Below are 22,609 nucleotides of genomic sequence, written 5' to 3' on the forward strand. Positions count from 1 at the left end.
CGGTCCTCCGTCAGGTGAGGTGCGTCAGGTGAGGTGGCGCTCCACGCCGACGACGCGACCGTCGCGGTGGTGCATCACCATGAAGGCGCCCTTGCCCAGGTGCGTGTCGCCCGGCCGGTCGTCGATCCTGGAGATCAGGTCGGGCAGCACCTTGCCGTGGCTGCAGAGCACCGTGGAACGGTCCGAGGCCAGCGCCTCGGAGACCAGGCGCAGGCAGGCCCGCGGGTCGTAGCGCGTCTCCGACAGCGGGGGTTCCAGGCGGACGCCGAGCCCGGCCCGCCCGGCGTACGGCTCCAGCGTCTGCACGCACCGCCTGCTGGGGGAGCTGACCAGCTCGGCGGGGCGGAAGGCGTCCAGCACGTCCGCCAGGACGCCGGCCTGCCGGCGGCCGGTCTCGTCGAGCGGCCGCTCGTCGTCGGGGCCGTCCCACTCGTGCCGGTCGCCGGCCAGTCCGTGCCGGACGAGGACGAGCGGGGTGGTGGCCGGCGGCGCCTCGTCGAACGCGCTGAGCAGCCCGCGGTCCGCCTCGTACGTCAGCCGCCGCCTCGCCTCCGCCACCGGCAGCCAGGCGACCCGGTCGACCTCGTTCCCGTCGGCCAGGTGTTCGTCCGCGACCATCCGGGCCAGCCAGTAGTCGACGCGCTTGGGCCGCCCGCCCTTCGTGTAGCGGCTCGTCGGCAGGGGGCGGCCGAGTTCCACGGTCACCCCCGTCTCCTCGGCCACCTCGCGCAGCGCGGCGGCGACGACGTGCTCGCCGGGCTTCAGCTTCCCCTTCGGGAACGACCAGTCGTCGTACTTGGGCCGGTGGACGAGGACGACCTCCGGCGCGGTCTCCGGACCGCGCCACACCACGGCCCCTGCCGCCCGGATCAGGCCGGCGGGGAAGGCGTCCGGCTCAGTCATCGATGGTCCTCCACCGCCGCGTGCCGATCAGGTGGGTCTGCAGGTCGTCACCGGTGTGCCGGGTCCAGGTCCCGTCCGAGTTGAGCCACCAGGTGGTGGTGTCGTCGGACATCGCCCGGTCGAGCAGGTCGCTCAGGTAGACGCGGTGCTGCTGGCTGGAGACCTTGACCAGCGCCTCCACCCTGCGATCCAGGTTACGGCGCATCAGGTCGCCGCTGCCGAACCAGACCTCCGGGCGGCGGCCGTACCCGAACTCGTAGATCCGGGAGTGCTCCAGGAACCGGCCCAGCACGCTCCTGACCCGGATGTTCTCCGAGAGCCCGGGGATGCCGGGACGCAGCGTGCAGACGCCACGTACCCACAGGTCCACCTGGACGCCCGCCCGCGAGGCCCGATAGAGGGCGTCGATGATCGGCTCGTCGACCAGGGAGTTCGTCTTCATCCTGATCCTGGCCGGGCGGCCCGCCTCCTGATGGGCGATCTCCCGCTCGATCCTGGCCAGCAGCCCGCCGCGCAGAGAGTGCGGGGCGACCAGCAGCCGGCGGTAGGCGGAGTGGTTGGAGTAGCCGGTCAGGTGAATGAACAGGTCGGTGACGTCCTCGCCGACCAGCCGGTCGGCGGTGAGCAGACCCAGGTCCTCGTACAGCCTGGCGGTCTTGGGGTTGTAGTTGCCCGTGCCGATGTGGCAGTAGCTGCGCAGCTCGCCCGAGGGCTCCTGGCGTACGACCAGTGCCAGCTTGCAGTGGGTCTTCAGCCCGACCACGCCGTAGACCACGTGGCAGCCGGCCCGTTCCAGTTTGCGGGCCCAGCTGATGTTGGCGTGCTCGTCGAACCTGGCCTTGATCTCCACCACCACGACGACCTGCTTGCCCGCCTCGGCGGCGTCGATCAGCGCGTCCACGATCGGCGAGTCGCCGCTGGTCCGGTAGAGGGTCTGCTTGATGGCCAGCACGTGCGGGTCGGCGGCGGCCTGCTCGATGAACCGCTGCACGCTGGTGGCGAAGGAGTCGTACGGGTGGTGCAGCAGCACGTCCCGCTCGCGCAGCACCGCGAAGATGTCGTCCTCCACGTGGACGACCTCGGCGGGCACGAACGGGCGGAAGCTCAGCTCGCCCCGGTCGAGGTCGGCGATGGCGTGCAGGCCGGTCAGGTCCAGCGGGCCGGGGAGCCGGTAGATCTCGTGGTCGGCCACGCCCAGCTCGTCGACGAGCAGGTCGAGCACCTCGGGCGTGATGGTGTCCTCGACCTCCAGCCGGACCGGCGGCCCGAAGCGGCGCTTGAGCAGCTCGCGTTCCAGGGCCTGCATGAGGTTCTCGGTGACGTCCTCGTCGACCTCCAGGTCCTCGTTGCGGGTCACCCGGAAGACGTGGTGCTCGACGATCTCCATGCCCTTGAACAGCTGCCCGAGGTGGGCGGCGATCACGTCCTCCAGGGGGACGAACCGGTTGGCCGAGGCGGCGACGAAGCGGGGGAGCTGGCTGGGCACCTTCACCCGGGCGAAGACCGTGTTGCCCGTCGACGGGTTCCGCACGGTGACGGCGAGGTTGAGGGAGAGGCCGGAGATGTAGGGGAAGGGGTGGGCGGGATCGACGGCCAGCGGCGTCAGCACCGGCCGGACCCGTTCGCGGAACAGCTTGCGCATCTCGGTGCGCTCGTCGCGGCCGAGGTCGTCCCAGCGGACGATCTCGATGCCCTCCGCGGCCAGCTGCGGGCAGATCCGCCCCTGGAAGCAGGCCGAGTGCCGCTGGGCCAGCTCGTTGGCGATGGAGGCGATCCTGGCCAGCTCCTCGCGGGGCTTGAGCCCGCTCTTGGTGCGCAGCAGCAGGCCGGTGGCCATCCGCCGCTTCAGACCGGCCACCCGCACCCGGAAGAACTCGTCCAGGTTGCTGGCGAAGATCGCCAGGAATCGCACCCGTTCCAGCAGGGGGAGGGCGGGGTCCTCCGCCAGCTCCAGCACCCGTTGGTTGAACTGGAGCCAGCTCTCCTCGCGGTTGAGGAAGCGTTCTTGGGGGAGGGGGAGACCATCGGGAGCGAAACCGGCGACTTCAGCGGACATATGACCAGAATGCCCGCTTTGATTGAACGGAACGTTAACTTCGGCTCAACGGGCGCTGTTGCTTACTGCGTCGCTTCAAGATTTTGCCTGCCTGAGGCGGTGAGCTTGGCCTGTCTGGCCGCCTCGCGCTCGGCGGCCCTGGCCTCCCGGAGCCGGATCCTCTCCTGCTCCTTGAGCTCGCGCTGCCGTTGCTTCTCCAGCTCTCGGGCGAGTTTGTCGGCCTCGCGCTGCTCGCGCTCACGGGCCCTCTGCTGCTCCTTGAGCTCGCGTTCGCGAGCCTTCTCTAACTCCTTGAGCTCGCGCTGCCGCTGTTTCTCCAGCTCTCGGGCGAGTTTGTCGGCCTCGCGCTGCTCGCGCTCACGGGCCTTCTCCTGCTCCTTGAGCTCGCGCTCACGCGTCTTCTCCAGCTCCCGGAGCTCCTTGTCGGTCGGCCGGGGAGGCGCGGGCCGCAGCTCGGCCGGACGCGCGGACACGGCGGACCGGCGGTGCTCCAGGCCGCGCAGGGAGGACGACAGCCGGGGCCGGGGATCGAGACCCGTCAGGCCGTTCCAGGCGAGGTTGACCAGGTGCGCGGCAACCTCCTCGCGCGGGGGTCTGCGCACGTCCAGCCACCACTGGCCGGTCAGGGCGACCATGCCGACCAGCATCTGCGCGTACATCGGAGCCAGTTTCGGGTCGTAGTCGCGCTCGGCGAACTCGGCGACCATGACGTCCTCGACCTGGCTCGCTATGTCGTTGATCAGGCTGGCGAACGTGCCGGTGCCCGAGGCGGCGTGCGAGTCGCGGACGAGGATCCGGAAACCCTCGCTGTTCTCCTCCACGTACGCCAGCAGGGCCAGGGCGGCGCGTTCCAGCTTGATCAACGCGTGTGACGCCGACAGCGCCTCGGTGACCATGCTCAGGAGCTTCTGCATCTCACGGTCGACGACGACCGCGTAGACGCCCTCCTTGCCACCGAAGTGCTCGTAGACCACGGGTTTCGAGACGTTGGCGGTCGCCGCTATCTCTTCGACCGACGTGCCGTCGAACCCTTTCTCCGCGAACAGGGTCCGGCTGATCTGGATCAGCTGCTCGCGGCGTTCCTTGCCTGACATTCGTCGCCGGGGTTCGCTCACAGTCTTAATGATGGCGCCCCCGGATCGGGGGGAAGGACCCGCACCCGTGGTCGGCCGAATCGTCACAGCCGTTCCGGCCGTCGTCGCGTGCTCGGTGGGCATCGTCGTACCGCCGGTTTCTGTGGGGGATGTCGGAGCGTGCCACGCCGTCGCGGCGCGGCGGCACGGGGCCGCGGGGGTCGCGGGCCGCCCTCGGGCGGCCCGTCCCGAGCCGGTGCCGGTCAGGCGGAGATGCGCTTGGCGGCCAGCCGTTCGGGAGTGGGCCAGCGGACGTCGTAGGCCCAGCCAGCCTTCTCGAACATGCGGATCACGCCGGCGCTGAGGTCGATCTGCCCCTTCAGCGCGCCGTGGCGGGCACAGGTGGGGTCGGAGTGGTGCAGGTTGTGCCAGGACTCGCCGAAGGACGGGATGGCCAGCCACCACACGTTGCGCGACTTGTCCCGCGACTCGAAGACCTCCTCGCCGAAGACGTGGCAGATGGAGTTGATCGACCACGTCACGTGGTGCAGCAGGCCGATCCGGACCAGGGTGCCCCAGAAGAAGCCGGTCGCCGCACCCCACCACGACCAGGTCAGCAGGCCGCCCAGGACCGCCGGCAGGATCAGCGAGGTGATCGCCAGCACCGGGAAGAACTTGTGCAGCTTGATGATGTCCGGATCCTTGACCAGGTCGGGGGCGTACTTCTCACGGTTGGCCCGGTCGGCCTCGAACAGCCAGCCCATGTGTGCCCAGAGCAGGCCCTTGCTCACCGCCACGAAGCCGGTGCCGAAACGCCACGGCGAGTGCGGGTCGCCCTCCTTGTCGGAGAACTTGTGGTGCTTGCGGTGGGTGGCCACCCAGTCGAGCACCGACATCTCCAGCGACAGGCTGCCGGCGATGCCGAGGGCGATCTTCAACGGGCGCTTGGCCTTGAACGAGCCGTGCGTGAAGTGGCGGTGCAGGCCGACGGTGACACCCAGCCCGGTGATCACATAGAGGACGACCGTGATCGCGATGTCGGACCAGCTCAGCCCCCATCCCCACGCGAACGGGACGGCCGCGGCCAGTGCGATCAGCGGCAGGGCCACGACCACCATGAACGTGATGATCTCGGGGCGGGTCTTCGGCTCCGGATCCACATCGGGTTTGGGACCCGGGCCGGATCGTTCTGCGATAACGGTCATGCGCTACCTCGCGAGCGTAGAAAGGGAGACGGACACTCTGTGCGGCTACGCCACCGTAACCTACGCCATCGTAAGTAAGGAATCCCCGCACTCCGAACAGGCAGAAGATGACTCCCGGCCACGGGTTCCCGGGTGGCTTCACGTCCTCCTCCTTGCTCTGCCCCCTGCTCGTGCGCTAAACGAGAGGACGAGCCTTCCTGCGCCGGGCCGCGGGCACACTTGATCGCCCGGGGAGGTGGGTGGCACCCTGAATCGAGGCGCGTTCGGCATCGGGGGCTCGGTATCGTAGGGATCCCGGGCGTGTGGAACTGATGTGATCGCGCGGTCGGTCCGGCATTGGGTAATTGGCAGCCCGCAAGATTTTGGTTCTTGTTGTCCAGGTTCGAGTCCTGGTGCCGGAGCTATCCCTTATATGCATCTTTCTTGGCTCGGCTAGTCGGCTGGGTGGGTTCCCGGACGGGAAGGTATCCTCACGTTGTCGAGGCGATGACGGTGCGGTGCCCCAGCGGTAGCCGTTCGTCGTCGCTGTTCGCCATGTCTCAGCCGCGACGCCGAGGGAGCCTCGTCCGTGAGTGTGCCGCGCCCGGCCGCCGTCATCGTCCTCGCCGCAGGCGAGGGCACCCGGATGAAGTCGAGAACACCGAAGATCCTGCATGAGTTGTGCGGCCGTGCCCTGGTCGACCACATGCTCACCGCCGCCCGCGGGCTCGAACCCGAGCGGCTCGTCGTCGTCATCGGTCACGAGAGGGAGCGGGTCGGCGCCCATCTGGCCGTGACCAGCCCCGACGCGCAGACCGTCATCCAGACCGAGCGCAGGGGCACCGGCCACGCCGTCCGCACCGTCCTGGACGTGTTCGGCGCCATCGGTGGCACCGTCCTGGTGACCTACGGCGACACGCCGCTGCTGCGCACCGAGACCCTCGCCGGGCTGCTCCGCCGGCACGACGACGACGGCAACGCCGTCACCGTCCTGACCGCGGAGGTGCCCGACCCCTACGGTTACGGCCGGATCGTCCGCGACGACACGGGGGCGGTCCTGAAGATCGTCGAGGAGAAGGACGCCACGCCCGAGCAGCGGGCCATCAGGGAGATGAACTCCGGCGTCTACGCCTTCGACGGGCTCCTGCTGGCCGACGCCGTCAAGCGGGTCTCCACCGCCAACGCCCAGGGCGAGGAGTACCTCACCGACGTCCTGGCCATCCTCCGCAAGGAAGGCCACCGGGTCGGCGCGCACGTCGCGGCCGACCACGTGGAGGTGGAGGGGGTCAACGACCGCGTCCAGCTCGCCTCCGCCCGCAGGGTGCTCAACTCCCGCATCCTGGAGGCGCACATGCGGGCGGGCGTCACGGTGATCGACCCGGCCAGCACCTGGGTCGACGCGGACGTGACCATGGAACCCGACGTGGTCGTCCACCCCGGCACCCAGCTGCACGGCCGCACGACCGTCGCGGAGGGCGCCGAGATCGGCCCGGCCACCACGCTCACCGACACGGTCGTCGGCGCGGAGGCCGTGGTGCGCAACGCGGTCTGCGTCGAGGCCGAGATCGGCCCCGGCGCTCTCGTCGGCCCGTACGCCTACCTGCGGCCGGGCACCGTGCTCGCCCGCAAGGCCAAGGCGGGGACGTACGTCGAGATGAAGAACGCCAAGGTGGGCGAGGGAGCGAAGGTGCCCCACCTCTCCTACGTCGGCGACGCCACCATCGGCGCCGGAGCCAACATCGGCGCCTCGACGGTCTTCGTGAACTACGACGGCGTCAACAAGAACCACACGACGGTGGGCGAGCACGCCTTCGTCGGGTGCGACACCATGCTCGTCGCGCCGGTGAACATCGGCGACGGCGCATACACCGCCGCGGGCTCGGTCATCGACGGTGACGTCCCGGCAGGGGCCATCGGAGTGGCCCGCGGGCGGCAGCGCAACATTGAAGGGTGGGTCGTGCGCAGGCGCGCGGGCACCAGATCGGCGGAGGCGGCGCTGCGGGCCGCCGAGGCCGGGAAACAACAGGGGAGCAGGACGTGAGTCAGCGAAGCCGACGAGCCATCGGGCACGCACGGGCCAGCGGGCGCATCGACGTCGCGAAGGCGCCGGTGGGCCGTCTGATGAGGGGGACGGCATGAGCAGCATCAGGCAGACCGGTGAGAAGAACCTGATGTTCTTCTCCGGCCGGGCCTATCCCGAGCTCGCGGACGAGGTGGCCAGTCATCTCGGCGTGGAGGCGACCCCGACCACGTTGCGTGACTTCGCCAACGGAGAGATCTACGCCCGTTACCTGGAGTCCGTCCGGGGATGCGACGCGTTCATCATGCAGAGCCACACCTGGCCGATCAACAAATGGATCATGGAGCAGCTGATCATGGTGGACGCGCTCAAGCGCGCCTCCGCCAAGCGGATCACCGTGATCATGCCGTTCTTCGGTTACGCCCGCCAGGACAAGAAGAGCCGCGGTCGCGAGCCCATCACCGCCCGCCTGATGGCGGACCTGTTCAAGACCGCGGGCGCCGACCGGCTCATGTCGATCGACCTGCACACCTCGCAGATCCAGGGCTTCTTCGACGGCCCGGTGGACCACCTGTTCGCCATGCCCGTCCTGGTCAACTACCTCAAGGACAAGCTCGACCTGAGGACGACCACCGTGGTCTCCCCGGACACCGGGCGGGTCAGGCTCTCCGAGCGCTGGTCGGAGACCCTGGGCACTCCGCTGGCCTTCATCCACAAGCGCCGTGACCTCGACGTGGCCAACCAGGTGAAGGTCAACGAGGTCGTCGGCAAGGTGCGCGGCCGCACCTGCGTGCTGATCGACGACATGATCGACACCGCGGGCACGATCTGCAAGGCGGCCGACGCGCTGTACGAGCAGGGCGCCACCGACGTGATCGTGGCCGCCACGCACGCCGTGTTCTCCGACCCCGCGGTCGACCGGCTGAAGAACTCCGGGATCTCCGAGGTCATCGTCACCAACACGCTGCCGCTCGCCGAGGACAAGAGGTTCGACAAGCTGACCGTGCTGTCGATCGCCCCGCTGATCGCCCGCGCGATCACGGAGGTCTTCAACGACGGCTCGGTGACCAGCCTCTTCGAAGGCGACTCCTGACCCTCTGCGAAGGCGACTCCCGACCCCGCGCTCCCCGGCCCCGGCCGGGGAGCGCCCCTCTTCCCAACCGCGACGCGCCTGCGTCGCCATGCTCCTGCGAAGGAGCCGGGTAAGAGCACCTGAGCCGCGACGCGCCAGCGTCGCCATGCTCTTGCGAAGGTGCGCCGGCGACTGGACTGAGGAGCGAAGGAGCGGAGCGGATGAGCGACGAGGGAAGGAGCCGGGTAAGAGCACCTGAGCCGCGACGCGCCAGCGTCGCCATAAGCACAGAGCCGCGACGCGCCAGCGTCGCCATAAGCACGGTAGAGTGGTGAGGTTGCGTGCGCTCGTAACGCCTTCCGCTAGGGCGGGTGAGGGGGAGCGCACCCTTCCGATTCTCAAAGATCCCTAGGAGATCCGTCGTGTCCGAAGTGGTAATCAACGCCGAGCAGCGGGACGTGTTCGGCAAGGGCGCCGCCCGCAAGATCCGTCGCGAGCACAAGGTGCCCGCCGTCCTCTACGGGCACGGCACGGACCCCCAGCACCTGACGCTGCCGGGCCACGAGCTCCTGCTCGCCCTGCGTACGCCGAACGTGCTGATCCGTCTCCAGGGTGCGGTCACCGAGCTGGCGCTGCCCAAGGGCGTCCAGCGTGACCCGATCAAGGGCTTCCTCGAGCACGTCGACCTGCTGCTGGTCAAGCGTGGCGAGAAGGTCACCGTCGACATCCCCGTCACCGTGACGGGCGAGATCGCCGACGGCATCCTCGACCAGCAGCTCGTCTCGGTCTCGGTCGAGGCCGAGGCCACCCACATCCCCGAGGGCGTCGAGGTGAACGTCGAGGGCCTGGAGGTCGGCGCCCACGTCACCGCCGGCGACCTGAAGCTGCCCCAGGGCACCACCCTGGTCGCCGACCCGGAGACGATGGTGCTGATCGTCTCGGCTCCGGCCGCCGCCGAGGCCGCCGAGGGCGAGGCCGCCGAGGGTGAGGCCGCCGCCGAGTCGGCCGAGGCCGCCGAGGCCGCCGAGTAGTTCTCCGCGAGGTTCGTCAGGGCGGTCCATCACCGGGCCGCCCTGACGCGCATGTGACCCTGACGCACACGAAGGGATGCCGCCCGTGGACCGCTGGTTGGTCGTGGGCCTGGGAAACCCCGGGCCGGAGTACGCCGGGAACCGTCACAACGCCGGCTTCATGGTCCTCGACGAGCTCGCCGCCAGGGCCGGCGGACGGTTCAAGGCGCACCGGTCGCGGGCCGAGGTGCTGGAGGGCCGTCTGGCGGGCGTCCCCGCGGTGCTGGCCAAGCCGCTGTCGTTCATGAACCTCTCGGGTGGTCCGGTCAAGGCGCTGGCCGACTTCTACAAGGTCGACCCGGCCCGGGTGGTCGTGGTCCACGACGAGCTCGACATCCCCTACGGCGCGCTCCGCGCCAAGCTGGGCGGCGGCGACAACGGCCACAACGGGCTGAAGTCGATCACCAGGTCGCTGGCGACCAAGGACTACCTGCGGGTGCGGTTCGGCATCGGCCGCCCGCCCGGCCGGATGGACGCCGCGGCCTACGTGCTGCGCGACTTCGCCACCGCCGAGCGCAAGGATCTCGCCTTCCTGGTCGACCGCGCCGCCGACGTGGTGGAGTCCTTGATCAAGGTGGGTCTGGAGCAGACCCAGAACACCTTCCACGCCGGCGACCTGAAGATCTCCGGGCCTCCCCGGTAGGCGGCCGGTCAGCCGTCGAAGGCCATCAGGTTCTGCAGCAGTTCCGCCTGCTCGATCGCGTCGTCGAGCGCGTTGTGGGTGTGCGGCCTGTCGGAGAGCAGGTGCCGTGGCATCTGCCGCTTGGTGGCCCACCCGATCGGCACGCCCGCCTTCGCGGCGTACAGCGTCTTGAGATCGATGCACCGCGAGTGCCCGAACGGTGAGGCGCCCGTGAAGCGCATGAAGTACCAGTAGATCCACATCCAGTCGTACGAGAGCGGGTAGGCCGCCAGCACCGCCATGCCGCCACCGCGTACCCCCCGGATCCACGCCGCGGCCTCGCGCATCGCGTCGGCCGGGTCGCGTCCCTCGCGGATCAGCGTCTCCCGGTCCAGCCCGCTGACGGCCAGCGCCTCGGGCACGTGGTCGTCGCTGATCGGCCGTAGTTCGGCGTAGAAGGTCTGGGACTCCGGGTCGACCGGCTCGAACACCTTCCCGGTCATGCGTCCCGCGACGGCCATTCCGAAGCTCACCATCGAATACGGCCCGGGAATGGGGCCATCGGCCTCAATATCTACAGAGATGTACGTTTCGGCCTTCAACTTTCCTGCCCTTCCATGTGTCGCTACCATTCGGTGACTGCTCGTAGTCAAGTAGTCACTCAGGGGGGAGTGTGTGCGTGACGTGGCCGCCGTCCACGCGGTTCCGGGAGCCACCCCGGCCGGCCGCCGACGCATGCCCGGCTGGGTTCGGGAGCACAGGGTGCTGGCCGTCGCCGCCGACGCGGGCTGCGCCGCCCTGGCGGGGGCGACGGCGTTGATCGTTCGATTCGGTGAGGTTACTCCCTATGTCACCCCGTACGTCGTGGCAAGCGCGTTTCTGCCCGTCGTCTGGGTCTGCACGGTGGCGCTGAACCGCGCCTACGAGCCGCGCCTCATCGGCCTGGGCTCGGAGGAGTTTCAGCGGGTCCTGCACTGCGGCTTCATGCTCACCGCGGCGCTCGCGGTCGGCGCCTACCTCACCAGGACGGAGGTGGCCCGCGGCTACGTGGTGCTGGCGATCCCGCTGACGACGTCGCTCACCATCCTGGCGCGTTGCCTCCTGCGCCGTTCCCTGCACCGCAGGCGGGCACAGGGCGGATGCATGCGGCGGGTGGTGGCGGTGGGGCATCGGGCGGCCGTCGCCGAACTGGTCCGCCGCTTCCGCCGCGAGCGCTACCACGGCATGGAAGTCGTGGGCGTCTGCGCGCCGCACGGCGGTACGGGCGAGGTGGAGGGGGTCCCGGTGCTGGGTGACTTCTCCGACGTCCCGCTCGTGGTCGGGCAGGCCGCCGCGGACACCGTGGCCGTCCTGGCCTGTCCGGAGCTGGACGGTGTGGCACTGCGGCGGCTGGCCTGGCGACTGGAGAAGACCGACACCGACCTGATCGTGGCTCCCGCGCTGATGGAGGTGGCGGGGCCGCGCATCACCATCCGCCCGGCGGCGGGGCTGCCGCTGCTCCACGTCGACCATCCGGAGATCTCCGGTCTGCGCCAGGCGATCAAGAACCTGTTCGACCGGTTCGGGGCCGGGATACTGCTGGTGGTCTTGTCGCCGCTGCTGGCCGGGGTGGCCGTGGCCGTGCGCTTCTCCGGCCCGGGGCCCGTGTTCTTCCGGCAGACCCGGGTGGGCCGCGACGGCGCCGAGTTCACGATCTACAAGTTCCGGACGATGCGCGCCGACGCCGAGCGGTGGCGGATCGGCCTGACCGGTGACGGCGAGGGCGTGCTGTTCAAGATCCGCAACGACCCCAGGGTGACCCCGATCGGCGCCCGGTTGCGCCGCCACTCCCTGGACGAGCTGCCCCAGCTCATCAATGTGCTGCTCGGGCACATGTCACTGGTGGGTCCCCGCCCGCCGCTGCCCGAGGAGGTCGCCCGCTACGGCGACGACGTCCGCCGCCGGCTGCTGGTCAGGCCCGGGATGACCGGCCTGTGGCAGGTGAGCGGCCGGTCGGATCTGTCATGGGAGGAATCGGTACGGTTGGACCTGCGTTACGTGGAGAGCTGGTCTCTCACCCTGGACCTGCAAATTCTATGGAAAACCTGGTCGGCCGTCGCGCGAGGAGCAGGAGCATATTGATGACCGTTCGCGACGATCACGCACTCGCCGCGGAGTTGGCGACGACAGCCGGTGAGAAACTGGCGGCCCTGCGCGCGGAGCGGGGTTTCGCCGAACCGTCCGCGTTGCGCAAGGAGGGCGATCTCACCTCCCACCTGTTCCTGATGGAGGCGCTGGCGCGGCTGCGTCCGGACGACAGCGTGCTGTCGGAGGAGGCGACCAGCCAGGAGCGTCTCGACTCCCGCCGGTTGCGGGCCGAGCGGGTCTGGATCGTCGACCCGCTGGACGGCACCCGGGAGTTCGCGGAGGAGGGCCGCGCCGACTGGGCGGTCCACGTGGCGCTCTGGGAGCGTGGCGCACTGGTGGCCGGAGCCGTGGCGCTGCCCGCCCAGGGCCGCACTCTCTCCACCGCCGAGCCCCCGGCCCCGCCCGCCCCGAGGTCCGGTGCCCGGCCGCGGATAGCGGTCAGCCGTACCCGCCCGCCGGAGTTCGTCCGCGATCTGGCGGCTCTGGTCGGCGCCGACCTGGTGCCGATCGGCTCCGCGGGTGCCAAGATCTCCGCGGTGCTCACCGGTGAGGTGGAGGCGTACGTCCACGCCGGTGGCCAGTACGAATGGGACTCCGCCGCGCCCGTCGCGGTGGCTCTCGCCGCCGGAGCCCACGCCAGCCGTATCGACGGCGCGTCACTGATCTATAACCAAGGTGACCCCTCACTGCCGGATATCCTGGTTTCCCTACCTGGACTGGCACCAACGTTGCTCGCTGGAATCCGGGATCTGCACCGCTAATCCCCGCTAGGAGAGTCCGATGCTTCAGCGCGACTACACAACGTCGCAGCTCGACGTCCTCGAGGCAGAGGCCGTTCACATCATGCGCGAGGTCGCGGCGGAGTTCGAGCGCCCCTGTCTGCTCTTCTCCGGTGGCAAAGATTCCATCGTCATGCTCCGCATCGCGGAGAAGGCGTTCTGGCCCGCGCCGATCCCCTTCCCTCTGATGCACGTCGACACCGGCCACAACTTCCCCGAGGTCATCGAGTTCCGCGACCGCCGCGCCGCCGAACTGGGCGCCCGCCTCGTCGTCGCCAGTGTCCAGGACTCCATCGACGCCGGCCGCGTCGTCGAGGAGACCGGCCGCCGGGCCTCGCGCAACCGCCTGCAGACCACCACGCTCCTCGACGCGATCGAGGAGAACGAGTACGACGCCGTGTTCGGCGGCGCCCGCCGCGACGAGGAGAAGGCCCGTGCCAAGGAGCGCGTCTTCTCCTTCCGCGACGACTTCGGCCAGTGGGACCCGAAGAACCAGCGTCCCGAGCTGTGGAACCTGTACAACGCCAAGATCCGCAAGGGCGAGCACATCAGGGTCTTCCCGCTGTCCAACTGGACCGAGCTCGACATCTGGGACTACATCCGCCGCGAGGGCATCGAGATCCCCTCGATCTACTACGCGCACACCCGCAAGGTGTTCGAGCGTGACGGCATGCTGCTGGCCGACAGCGAGTTCGTCGCCCGCGACGAGGACGAGCCGCTCACGGAGCTGACGGTGCGCTATCGCACGGTCGGCGACGTGACCTGCACCGGCGCCGTCCAGTCGACCGCCGCGACGATCGAGGAGATCATCGAGGAGATCGCCGCGACCCGCGTCACCGAGCGCGGCGCCACCCGCGCCGACGACCGGGCCTCCGAGGCGGCCATGGAAGACCGCAAGCGGGAGGGCTACTTCTGATGCCCGCCTCCCCGACCGGTTCCCGGCGCCACCCGGCGCCGGGCGTTTCCCGACCCCGCCCGGCGCGGCCCCGCAGCGAGAGCCGTACGATCTCTGGAGAGCAGCTCTGATGGACATCCTTCGTTTCGCCACGGCGGGAAGCGTCGACGACGGGAAGTCGACCCTCATCGGGCGGCTGCTCTTCGACTCCAAGGCGATCTTCGAAGACCAGCTGGAGGCCGTCGAGCGCACCTCCCGCGACCGCGGCACCGAGTACACCGACCTGTCGCTGCTCACCGACGGCCTGCGGGCCGAGCGGGAGCAGGGCATCACGATCGACGTGGCCTACCGCTACTTCGCCACGCCCAGGCGGAAGTTCATCATCGCCGACACTCCCGGGCACATCCAGTACACCCGCAACATGGTCACCGGCGCCTCCACCGCCGACCTGGCGATCGTGCTGATCGACGCCCGCAAGGGCGTGCTGGAGCAGTCGCGGCGGCACGCGTTCCTGACCACGCTGCTGCGGGTGCCGCACCTGGTGCTGGCCGTCAACAAGATGGACCTGGTCGACTACTCCCAGGAGCGGTTCGAGGAGATCCGCGAGGAGTTCACCGCCTTCGCCTCCAAGCTGAACGCACCCGACCTGACGTTCATCCCGATCTCGGCGCTGCACGGCGACAACGTGGTGTCGCGCTCGGAGAACATGCCCTGGTACAACGGCTCCTCCCTCCTGCACCACCTGGAGAACGTGCACATCGCCTCCGACCGCAACCTGGTCGACGTGCGCTTCCCCGTGCAGTACGTCATCCGTCCGCAGCGGGCCACGGATCCGGCCTTCCACGACTACCGCGGTTACGCCGGTCAGGTCGCCGGCGGCGTGCTGAAGCCGGGTGACGAGGTCGTGCACCTGCCCTCGGGCCTGGCCACGCGCATCGCCTCGATCGACACCTTCGACGGGCCGGTCGCCGAGGCGTTCCCGCCCATGTCGGTGACCCTCCGGCTGGAGGACGACATCGACATCTCGCGCGGCGACATGATCTGCCGTCCCAACAACCAGCCGCACGTCGCCCAGGAGCTGGACGCGATGGTCTGCTGGATGACCGACGCGAGCAAGCTCGCCCCGCGGACCAAGCTGGCCATCAAGCACACCACCCGCACCGCCCGCGCTCTGGTCAGGGATCTGCACTACCGGCTGGATATCAACACCCTCCACCGGGACGAGACGGCCCAGTCGCTCGGCCTCAACGAGATCGGACGCGTCTCGCTCCGCGTCACCCAGCCGCTGTTCGTCGACGACTACGCCCGCAACCGCCTCACCGGCGGCTTCATCCTCGTCGACGAGGCCACCAACAACACCGTCGGCGCCGGCATGGTCGTCGAGGCCAGGTAGTCCGCCCTCCACCGGGGCCCCGGGCCTCGGGTCTCCCGTCCTTCGGCCACCCACCGCGTCCCCGCTCTCCGCGGGCGCGGCGGGTGGCCGTTCGCGTGTCACACCTGACCGCCCGTCCGCTCCGCCGCTTCCGTTCCTGCCGCTTCCGTTTCTGTCGTTCCTGTTCTTCCGGGGTCCGGTTGCCCGGTCTGTCGTGCCCGGTCGGCTGTGCCCGGTCCCGCGTGTCCGTTTTCGCCGTGCCCGGTCGGCCGTGTCCGGTCCCGCGTGTCCGTTTTCGCCGTGCTCGTTCCGCCGGGGGCCGGTAGCCCGTTTCGTCGCGTCGCTCGGTAGATCCTTTGTCCGTTCACTGACCGCTTGATTACTCTCCGCGATAATCTCGGTACATCTCGTGTCCGACGGGCAAGGGGCCGCGCCTTCGGCATCCTCCCCCGGCCCGAAACCGGGATTCCGAGTCCCGTATCCCGGCCGAACCCACCGGTTCACGGTTCACCGGCCGGGTGACCCCCGAAGCCTCCCCGCGGACGCGGCACGCTCTGCCGCGTCACACACAGAAAGCAGATCCAGCATGCTCCGCTTGGCTGTCGCGGAACACCCCGCCCTCTCCGGGCCGGACCGGCGTGACACGGAAGGCGTCCTCCCCCGGCCGAAGGACGGGGCGTCGGCCCCGGATGTCCGGTGACCGATAGTCCGTCCCCTGCCCGCGTGGTCTTCCTGGGCGGTCTGGGCCGCAGCGGGACCACGCTGCTGGAGCGTCTGCTCGGCGAGGTCCCCGGTGTCGCGCCGCTCGGTGAGGTCGTCCACCTCTGGTCCAGGAGTGTGCTGGCGAACGAATCCTGCGGGTGCGGCGAGCGCTTCGGAACGTGCCCCTTCTGGGACAAGGTCGGCGCCCGGGCCTTCGGAGGCTGGTCCGGCGAGATCGCTCATCGGATGCTCGCCCTCCGATCCCGCGTCGACCGCACCCGGCACATCCCGGTGCTGGCGCGGCTCCTGGCGGAGGAGCAGGCGGGCACCGGCCGCTGGCCCGCCCCCGGCACCGCCGAGCTGAGTGAGTACGTCGGGGTGTACCGCCGCCTGTACGACGCGGCCGGCGAGGTCGCCGACTGCTCGGTGGTGGTCGACTCCAGCAAACACGCCTCGCTGGCCTTCTGCCTCGCGGCGGCCGGTGCCGACGTCCACGTGATCCATGTGGTCCGCGACTCCCGCGCCGTCGCCCACTCCTGGCACCGGCACGTCCCCCGCCCCGAGGACGGGCGTGCGATGACCCGCTGGTCACCGGCCCGCACCTCGCTCCACTGGGTGGTGGAGAACCTCGGCCTGGAACTCCTGGCCCGCAGGGGAGTCCCGGTCACCCGGGTCCGTTACGAGGACCTGCTCGACACCCCCGCCGACACCCTCAGGCGTCTCGTCGCGGGAATCGGCCTCCGCCCCCGCCTCGACTTCCTGTCCGGACGCGTCGCACGGCTCTCGACGGCGCACACCGCGTCGGGCAATCCCCTGCGTTTCGCGCTCGGCCCCACCGAGCTGGCCGGGGACGACGGCTGGCGCACCGCTCTCTCGCCCCGCAGGCGGCGACTGGTCACCGCACTGACCTGGCCGCTCATGATCAAATATGGTTACCGAAGGAGGCTCGCGTGAGCGCATCCGTGAGCATGACGACGTCCCCGGCCGCGCAGCCGTCCACGGAACCGGCAGGTGCGCGGTCGTCGATGAAGCCGGTGCCGTCGGTGAAAGTGACGGTGCCCCTGAGCGCCGACGCGTCCGTGGGCGTGGTCGTGCCCACCCGGGGGCAGCGTCCCGACCGGTTGCGCGCCGCCACGCTCGCCGTGCTCGGTCAGGACCACCCGGGCCTGATCGAGGTGGTCGTGGTCGTCGACGGCGGTGACCCGGTGCCGGTCGCCGGCCTGCTCGCCGACCTGATCGCCTCCCCGTACCCCGTCCCGGGGACCGGCCCGGTCCTCCCGCGCGGTGTACGGGTCACGACCAACCGGCTCACCCCCGGGCTGCCCGGGGCCCGCAACACCGGCATCGCCGCGCTCGGCACCGATCTGGTCGCCTTCTGCGACGACGACGACCAGTGGCTGCCCGGCAAGGTCCGTGCTCAGGTGGCCGCACTGGCGGCCGAGCCGGACGCGCGGTTCTCCAGCTGTTCCATCGAGGTCCAGCACGGCTCGCGCCGCACTCCTCGTCTGGCCGGCACCTGCCACGTCACCCGAGAGCATCTGGTGCGTTCACGCATGGTCATGGTGCACTCCTCGACGTTCCTGTTCCGCCGCGGCGGCCTCTGGGTGGACGAGAGTGCCCCGCACGGCCAGAACGAAGACTGGGATCTGGCCCTGCGCGCCGCCGCTCATCGTCCGATCGTGCACGTCGACCGTCCGCTGGTACGTGTGCGTTGGGGCGGCTCGTCGTACGCGACCCGCTGGGCCGATCGCATCGCCGGGCTGGAGTGGATGCTCGCCCGGCACCCTGATCTGGCCGTGGATCCGCGCGGCGCGGCGCGGGTCTACGGCCAGCTCGCCTTCCATCACGCCGCCCTCGGCCGGCGGCGGGAGGCGGGCCGCTGGGCCTGGCGGGCGTTCTCCACCCGGCGATGCGAGCCCAGGGCGCCGCTCGCCCTCGCGGTGGCGGCGGGCCTGATCAGCCCGGAGACCCTGCTCGGCGTACTCCAGCACCGGGGGCACGGTATCTGATGTCTCCCACCACCGATCGCCGGCCCGCCGCCGAGTACCGATCCGCCACCGGCCGCCGGCCCGCCGTCGAGTACCGATCCGCCACCGATCGCAGGCCCGCCGTCGAGTACCGATCCGTCATCGATCGCAGGCCCGCCGTCGAGTACCGGTTCGTGAACGAGCACCGGCTTGTGATCGAATATCGGCCCGGAGCCGAGCATCGGTCCGGCGCCGAGCATCGGCCCGTGACCGGTCGTGTGTCCACAGCTCATGTGTCCACAGCTCGTGTGCCCACAGCCGACTGGAAATCCGCGGCGAACTGGAGGTCCGCGGCGGACCTGCGGCCCGGCACGGGCCGCGCGGCCGTGGCCGACCGAAAGCCCGGCACCGTGCACGGGTCCGCGGACGCCCGTCACGGAACGGCGTCCCCGCCCGCAGTTCCCCGGCAGCGGGTCCGGCCCGCCCGGCGCGGCCGGCCCGACAAGGCCACTCGCAGGCGGTTGCGCAGGCGCGTGCAGGTCGCGGGCGTCGCGATCGACCCGATGACCGAGAGCGAAGCCGTCGATCATGTGGTTGCCGCGTTGAAACGCGGCGAGGGCGGGCATCTCGTCACCCCGAACGTCGACATCTGCCGGACCGCCGCCCGCGACCCGCGGGCCCGTGGGCTCGTCGAGGGTGCCGACCTCGTGGTGGCCGACGGCATGCCGCTGGTGTGGGCGGCGCGGTTGCTGGGCACGCCGTTGCCCGGCAGGGTCACCGGGGCTGACCTGATCTGGTCCCTGTCGGAGGCCGCGGCCTTCTACCGTTACCCCGTCTATCTGCTGGGCGGGCCGCCGGGCGTGGCCGCACAGGCCGCCTGCGAGCTGGTCCTGCGCCATCCGAACCTCGTGATCGCCGGGGTCGACTCCCCACCTCACGGGTTCGAGGACGTCCCCGAGAGCTATGCCCGGGTCCGTGACGCGGTGATCGCGGCGGCCCCCCGGGTGGTCTTCGTCGGGCTCGGTTTCCCCAAGCAGGAACTGCTCATCGCCTCACTTCGCGAGGCCCTGCCCGGCACCTGGTTCGTCGGCTGCGGCTCGGCGATCGCCTTCGCCGCCGGTGCCGTGCACCGTGCGCCGGTGTGGATGCGCCGCGCCGGACTGGAGTGGCTCTTCCGGCTGTTCGGGGAGCCCGGCAGGCTCGCCCGCCGCTACCTGGTCGACGATCTGCCGTACGCCGTCCGGCTGCTGACCGTCTCGTTGGTGCGCGGGCTGTTCTCCTGACGGGCGGCTCTTCTGACGGGTGGCTCTTCTGGTGCGCGGGCTGTTCTCCTGACGGGCGGCTCTTCTGACGGGCGGTGGGGTTCCCGAGGGCCCGCCGCCCGTCAGAGCTCCCCGGCTCTCGTCAGAGCTCCCCGGTTTCCGCGGCCCCGGCGGGGTTCGCAGGACCGGCCGGGCCCGCGTGACCGGGGGGAGGCGTGGCGGTCAGTTCCCTGACGCGGCGGGCGGCGTCAGGGCTCAGCCGGGTCGCGGCCGAGGCGAGGGCACGGCGTGAGTCCATCGGCCGGTACGCGGTACGCGACAGACCGCTCCAGGCGAAGCCGTTCCCCTCCCGGCCGGATCCCCGTGTCGTGGAGCACGCTCGCACGACGCGACTCTCGGCACGGGGAGACCATCTCAGGCCGGCCCACCCGTACAGACGCCGGAAGCTCGCCACGGGATCGGTGGCCAGGTCCTCGTAGCGGACCAGCAGGATCCCTGGATGCCGGGCGGCCAGTTCGGCGGCCGTCGTCCGCGCCACTCGCCACAGGACCGCGGTTGTGGCGATGTGGTCTCGTGAGTCCAGCAGCGGTCGTAACTCCTCCAGGTGGGGGTGGTCGCGGACCAGCAACGGCTGCCCGAGCAGCTCCCGGCAGCGGACCGTCCAGCCGAGCCGTCGCCAGCTGCCCACGAACGACACCGGATCACGCAGCATGATCACCACTCGGCAGCCCAGCCGTTCAGTGAACCACCCGGCGGAGAACAGGGCGAACGGGTCGTCCAGCAGCGCCCGCCGCCCGCCCAGCCGGCCCAGTGTGAACGCGGTGCCGTAGCGGACCATTCGCGCCAGGTCGTACGGCGAGCGGTTCCGCCGCAGCTCGGCCAGGAACCCGTAGCGCAGCGCGACGGTACGCCGGAAGGCGGGCAGCCAGTCTTCCTCGTTCTCCCGGCAGATGTACTGGAAGCGGTGGGTGACCGAGGCGTCGAGGACACCGGGGGAGCGGCCCGGCGGACGTTCGGGGTTGAGCGGCTCGTTGACGTAGACCAGCTCACCGCTCGCGGTGAACATCCTGCCCGCCCAGCTCGTCCCGCTGCGCGGCAGCCCGGTCACCAGGACGGGCGTCACGGTGTTCCGCGGGAGGCCGGGACGGTCCGTCTCACGGAGCCGAAGGGGCTCAGCCCGTAGCGACGATGGATGCGCCACAGCGGCAGCAGGTTCTTGACCGCCGTACCCCCTGCCCAGCCGAGGGCGGCACCGAGCGCGCCAAGCTCGGGGACCAGCAGCATGTCCAGCGCCACCGAGGTCGTCACGGCGGAGGACAGGCCGGCCAGGCTGGAGCGGGTGTGCCCGGCGGAGGTCAGCACCACGTCGGCCATCCCACAGCCGGTGGCGAGCATCATCGTGGTGGCCAGCACGAGCGCCACCGGTGCCCCGGAGGTGTAACCGCCGCCGAAGACGGCTTCGAGCAGCCACGGTGCCAGGGCGGCGTAGCCCAGCCAGACCGGCCAGGTCAGCAGTACGAGCCAGCGGGTGGAGGACCGGTACAGCGCGTGGACGCGCGGCAGGTCGCCCTCGGCCATGGCCCGTACCAGCTGGGGCTGTGCGGCCCGCGCCAGACCCTGGCCGACCAGTTGCCCCACGACCCTGAACCGGGTGGCGGCGGTGTACACGGCGGCTTCGGCGGGTCCGGCGAGTGCCGCCACGAGCACCACGTCCATCCGCTGGAACACCGCCTGGATTCCGGCCGCCAGCGACCGGGGCCAGGTGTGGTGCCACAGTTCGCGTGCGGCGCCCGGCGTGCATGAGACGTCCGGCGTGCATGAGACGCCCGGCGGGCAGCGGGTCAGTCTGCGACGCAGCCAGAGCCAGGCCAGCGACAGCACCGGCAGGGACGGAAGCACCCAGGCGGCGGCGAGCACGGGCACCGAGGTCACGCCCGTCAGCACCGCGCCGCCGACCAGGACGAGCCGGGCCGTCGGCTGGAGGACACCGTCCAGCAGCACTGTGGGGAGCATCGTGCCGAACCCGCGGGTCGCGCTCACGACGACGTCCGAGCACACCAGGACGGGCAGGGCTGCCGCCAGTACCCGCAGTGCGGGATCGGAGACGGTGAACAACGCCGTCGCGGCGGCGACCAGGGAGAGCACCATGACCGGCGGCAGCGTCGCGCGGACGTACCCGGCCGGGCAGCGGTGGCCGCCCCGATACGGGCCGGGCGTGTCGGTCACACCGTGCACACCGGATACATCGGGCACACCGGATACGCCAGGACGGCCGGGCGTGTCGGCCGTTTCGGGTACGCCGACCACATCGGAACAGCTGGACGTGGCGGCCATATCGGCCACATCGGCCACATCGGTCACACCGGCCGCGCCGGGTGCGCCGAATGCGCGGGGAGGCCGGGAACGGGCGATGAAGTGGACCAGGCCGTTTCCGGTGTCCAGCCGCAGGATGGCGGCCACCGTCAGGCCGAGCGAGGTCGCAGCGAAGAAGGCTCCGGCGGACTCCGGTGGGGTGCCCCTGGTGACGACCACGACCAGCAGGAACTGTGCCACGGCCCCCACCCCGGTCCCTACCAGCCCGGCCGCTCCGTCCCGCCCGGCCGGGCCGCTCCTTCGCGCCAGGTCCGCCAGCCGGGTCAGCGCCGCCACGACGGCTCCGCGCCGAGCCACGGAACGAGCAGGGCGTCGTGCGGCTCGAAACGGCGTGCCAGCTCGCCACGGAACGCGCCGGGCATCGGGGCGGGCCTGGGCCGGGCGTTGTGCCGTTCGAAGACCGGGGTGCCGAAGTGCGGCAGGCCGAGGAAGGCCAGGACCCGGTCGTAGACGGTCTCCGGCTCGGTGAAGAACCGCCCGCTGTCGACGACGAGGATCCGTTCCCGGCCGAACAGCGGTTCCAGCCGGGCGAGCTGCTCGGCGTAACGACCCCTGGCCAGGTAGGCATGGTGGCGGTGGGCGGTGCTCGCCGAGTACGGCGAGGCGGACAGGGACTCCGCGGCGCCGGCCAGGCGCTCCTCCTCCAGCCCCACGGCCCGGACGAAGCAGGACTCGGTCTCGAAACCCCTGGCCAGCTCGTGCGCGTGGGCGGAGAAGGCCCGTTCGACCGGGTCACGGACCAGCACGACGAGTTTCACGCCAGGCAGGTCACGGGCGATGCGGGGGCCGGCAAGCGGGTGGAAGAGGTAGTAGGGCGACGACTCGAACGCCTGGACGCGACAGCCGTACTCGTGTTCCAGCCGGGAGGCGCGTGCCCGCACCGGGAAATGTGCTCGATACCACGGCATGCCCCGGTCGTACGCCATGTCGAAGTAGTGCACGCCCTTGCGTAGGACGGGTTTGAGAACCAGCGGATGTCGGGCCAGCACCCGGTACAGGGAGGTCGTCCCGCAACGCTGTGCCCCGATGATCAGGAACGTGGGCAGCATCCGGATCCCGGACGTGAGGCGCCCCGCGGCTCGTGACACGGCGTGCGCGGATCGCTTCAGCGCGGGCGTCATCGGGCACCTGC

At 70.6% G+C, this 22,609-nt stretch carries 19 protein-coding genes and 1 tRNA gene; 12 read left to right on the forward strand and 8 right to left on the reverse strand.

From position 1 onward, the window contains the following. Positions 1-24: 24 nt before the first annotated feature. The 4 genes from F4562_RS20290 to F4562_RS20305 all read right to left on the reverse strand — a co-directional run bounded on the left by F4562_RS20290 (position 25) and on the right by F4562_RS20305 (position 5,237). Positions 25-903 (reverse strand): NUDIX hydrolase, encoded by an 879-nt coding sequence (locus F4562_RS20290; protein WP_184544730.1) that lies wholly within the window; start codon positions 901-903, stop codon positions 25-27. Further along, complete coding sequence (locus F4562_RS20295; RefSeq protein WP_184544732.1) at positions 896-2,959, reverse strand: RNA degradosome polyphosphate kinase; 2,064 nt, start codon at positions 2,957-2,959, stop codon at positions 896-898. The genes F4562_RS20290 and F4562_RS20295 overlap by 8 nt, the downstream gene beginning before the upstream one ends. A gap of 62 nt (positions 2,960-3,021) precedes the next feature. Then, positions 3,022-4,074 carry a TetR family transcriptional regulator gene (locus F4562_RS20300; RefSeq protein WP_311734148.1) on the reverse strand — a complete coding sequence of 351 codons (1,053 nt, stop codon included), beginning with the start codon at positions 4,072-4,074 and terminating at the stop codon, positions 3,022-3,024. A gap of 221 nt (positions 4,075-4,295) precedes the next feature. Then, the gene (locus F4562_RS20305; protein ID WP_184544734.1) at positions 4,296-5,237 is read right to left on the reverse strand and encodes an acyl-CoA desaturase; all 942 of its coding nucleotides are present in this window, start codon (positions 5,235-5,237) and stop codon (positions 4,296-4,298) included. A gap of 329 nt (positions 5,238-5,566) precedes the next feature. On the opposite strand from F4562_RS20305, the gene F4562_RS20310 reads away from it, so the two are divergent. The 5 genes from F4562_RS20310 (at position 5,567) to pth (ending at position 10,021) form a co-directional block, all read left to right on the forward strand. Then, a tRNA-Gln gene (locus F4562_RS20310) sits at positions 5,567-5,638 on the forward strand. Positions 5,639-5,805: 167 nt separating this feature from the next. Further along, positions 5,806-7,257, forward strand: a complete 1,452-nt coding sequence (glmU, locus tag F4562_RS20315; RefSeq protein WP_184544736.1) for a bifunctional UDP-N-acetylglucosamine diphosphorylase/glucosamine-1-phosphate N-acetyltransferase GlmU — start codon at positions 5,806-5,808, stop codon at positions 7,255-7,257. Between the two features lie 94 nt (positions 7,258-7,351). Next, positions 7,352-8,329 (forward strand): ribose-phosphate diphosphokinase, encoded by a 978-nt coding sequence (locus F4562_RS20320; protein WP_184544738.1) that lies wholly within the window; start codon positions 7,352-7,354, stop codon positions 8,327-8,329. 401 nt (positions 8,330-8,730) lie between these two features. Then, a complete protein-coding gene (locus tag F4562_RS20325; protein WP_184544740.1) occupies positions 8,731-9,339 on the forward strand; it encodes a 50S ribosomal protein L25/general stress protein Ctc in 609 nt (202 codons plus the stop codon). Between the two features lie 76 nt (positions 9,340-9,415). After that, entirely contained in the window at positions 9,416-10,021 is a 606-nt protein-coding gene (pth, locus tag F4562_RS20330; protein WP_184544742.1) for an aminoacyl-tRNA hydrolase, read from the forward strand. Positions 10,022-10,029: 8 nt separating this feature from the next. Here pth and F4562_RS20335 read toward each other — a convergent pair whose 3' ends face one another. Next, positions 10,030-10,536: a 3'-5' exonuclease family protein gene (locus F4562_RS20335; RefSeq protein ID WP_221207502.1), complete on the reverse strand. Its 507-nt coding sequence runs from the start codon at positions 10,534-10,536 to the stop codon at positions 10,030-10,032. A gap of 199 nt (positions 10,537-10,735) precedes the next feature. Here F4562_RS20335 and F4562_RS20340 point away from each other — a divergent pair, with 199 nt between their 5' ends. From F4562_RS20340 to F4562_RS20370, 7 genes are all read left to right on the forward strand, one after another. Next, positions 10,736-12,121: a sugar transferase gene (locus tag F4562_RS20340; RefSeq protein WP_184545124.1), complete on the forward strand. Its 1,386-nt coding sequence runs from the start codon at positions 10,736-10,738 to the stop codon at positions 12,119-12,121. Further along, positions 12,121-12,888, forward strand: coding sequence for a 3'(2'),5'-bisphosphate nucleotidase CysQ (locus F4562_RS20345; RefSeq protein ID WP_184544746.1), 768 nt, complete (start codon positions 12,121-12,123; stop codon positions 12,886-12,888). Before F4562_RS20340 ends, F4562_RS20345 begins: the two co-directional genes overlap by 1 nt. 19 nt (positions 12,889-12,907) lie before the next feature. Further along, positions 12,908-13,822: a sulfate adenylyltransferase subunit CysD gene (gene cysD, locus F4562_RS20350; RefSeq protein WP_184544747.1), complete on the forward strand. Its 915-nt coding sequence runs from the start codon at positions 12,908-12,910 to the stop codon at positions 13,820-13,822. 109 nt (positions 13,823-13,931) lie between these two features. Continuing rightward, the gene (gene cysN / locus F4562_RS20355) at positions 13,932-15,194 is read left to right on the forward strand and encodes a sulfate adenylyltransferase subunit CysN (protein ID WP_184544749.1); all 1,263 of its coding nucleotides are present in this window, start codon (positions 13,932-13,934) and stop codon (positions 15,192-15,194) included. Positions 15,195-15,869: 675 nt separating this feature from the next. Beyond that, on the forward strand, positions 15,870-16,829 hold the full coding sequence (locus F4562_RS20360) for a sulfotransferase family protein (RefSeq protein WP_184544751.1): 960 nt from the start codon (positions 15,870-15,872) through the stop codon (positions 16,827-16,829). Continuing rightward, complete coding sequence (locus F4562_RS20365; protein WP_311734149.1) at positions 16,826-17,884, forward strand: glycosyltransferase family 2 protein; 1,059 nt, start codon at positions 16,826-16,828, stop codon at positions 17,882-17,884. Before F4562_RS20360 ends, F4562_RS20365 begins: the two co-directional genes overlap by 4 nt. Positions 17,885-18,363: 479 nt before the next feature. Beyond that, positions 18,364-19,125 carry a WecB/TagA/CpsF family glycosyltransferase gene (locus tag F4562_RS20370; RefSeq protein WP_246473492.1) on the forward strand — a complete coding sequence of 254 codons (762 nt, stop codon included), beginning with the start codon at positions 18,364-18,366 and terminating at the stop codon, positions 19,123-19,125. A gap of 121 nt (positions 19,126-19,246) precedes the next feature. Here F4562_RS20370 and F4562_RS20375 read toward each other — a convergent pair whose 3' ends face one another. The 3 genes from F4562_RS20375 to F4562_RS20385 are packed head-to-tail and all read right to left on the reverse strand — an operon-like array spanning position 19,247 to position 22,598. After that, the gene (locus F4562_RS20375) at positions 19,247-20,227 is read right to left on the reverse strand and encodes a sulfotransferase (RefSeq protein ID WP_184544753.1); all 981 of its coding nucleotides are present in this window, start codon (positions 20,225-20,227) and stop codon (positions 19,247-19,249) included. Beyond that, positions 20,224-21,753 (reverse strand): lipopolysaccharide biosynthesis protein, encoded by a 1,530-nt coding sequence (locus F4562_RS20380; protein ID WP_311734150.1) that lies wholly within the window; start codon positions 21,751-21,753, stop codon positions 20,224-20,226. The genes F4562_RS20375 and F4562_RS20380 overlap by 4 nt, the downstream gene beginning before the upstream one ends. Next, complete coding sequence (locus F4562_RS20385; RefSeq protein ID WP_184544755.1) at positions 21,741-22,598, reverse strand: sulfotransferase; 858 nt, start codon at positions 22,596-22,598, stop codon at positions 21,741-21,743. The genes F4562_RS20380 and F4562_RS20385 overlap by 13 nt, the downstream gene beginning before the upstream one ends. Positions 22,599-22,609 lie beyond the last annotated feature (11 nt).

This window comes from Streptosporangium becharense (assembly GCF_014204985.1).
Taxonomy (GTDB): Bacteria; Actinomycetota; Actinomycetes; order Streptosporangiales; family Streptosporangiaceae; genus Streptosporangium; species Streptosporangium becharense.

What these genes read in the sequence shown, in the direction of transcription:
- F4562_RS20290 (WP_184544730.1), bottom strand. Translation starts at nt 903, where the DNA reads ATGACTGAGCCGGACGCCTTCCCCGCCGGCCTGATCCGGGCGGCAGGG.
- F4562_RS20295 (WP_184544732.1), bottom strand. Translation starts at nt 2,959, where the DNA reads ATGTCCGCTGAAGTCGCCGGTTTCGCTCCCGATGGTCTCCCCCTCCCC.
- cysD (WP_184544747.1), top strand. Translation starts at nt 12,908, where the DNA reads ATGCTTCAGCGCGACTACACAACGTCGCAGCTCGACGTCCTCGAGGCA.
- F4562_RS20345 (WP_184544746.1), top strand. Translation starts at nt 12,121, where the DNA reads ATGACCGTTCGCGACGATCACGCACTCGCCGCGGAGTTGGCGACGACA.
- F4562_RS20320 (WP_184544738.1), top strand. Translation starts at nt 7,352, where the DNA reads ATGAGCAGCATCAGGCAGACCGGTGAGAAGAACCTGATGTTCTTCTCC.
- F4562_RS20305 (WP_184544734.1), bottom strand. Translation starts at nt 5,237, where the DNA reads ATGACCGTTATCGCAGAACGATCCGGCCCGGGTCCCAAACCCGATGTG.
- pth (WP_184544742.1), top strand. Translation starts at nt 9,416, where the DNA reads ATGCCGCCCGTGGACCGCTGGTTGGTCGTGGGCCTGGGAAACCCCGGG.
- cysN (WP_184544749.1), top strand. Translation starts at nt 13,932, where the DNA reads ATGGACATCCTTCGTTTCGCCACGGCGGGAAGCGTCGACGACGGGAAG.
- F4562_RS20340 (WP_184545124.1), top strand. Translation starts at nt 10,736, where the DNA reads ATGCCCGGCTGGGTTCGGGAGCACAGGGTGCTGGCCGTCGCCGCCGAC.
- F4562_RS20385 (WP_184544755.1), bottom strand. Translation starts at nt 22,598, where the DNA reads ATGACGCCCGCGCTGAAGCGATCCGCGCACGCCGTGTCACGAGCCGCG.
- F4562_RS20335 (WP_221207502.1), bottom strand. Translation starts at nt 10,536, where the DNA reads ATGGTGAGCTTCGGAATGGCCGTCGCGGGACGCATGACCGGGAAGGTG.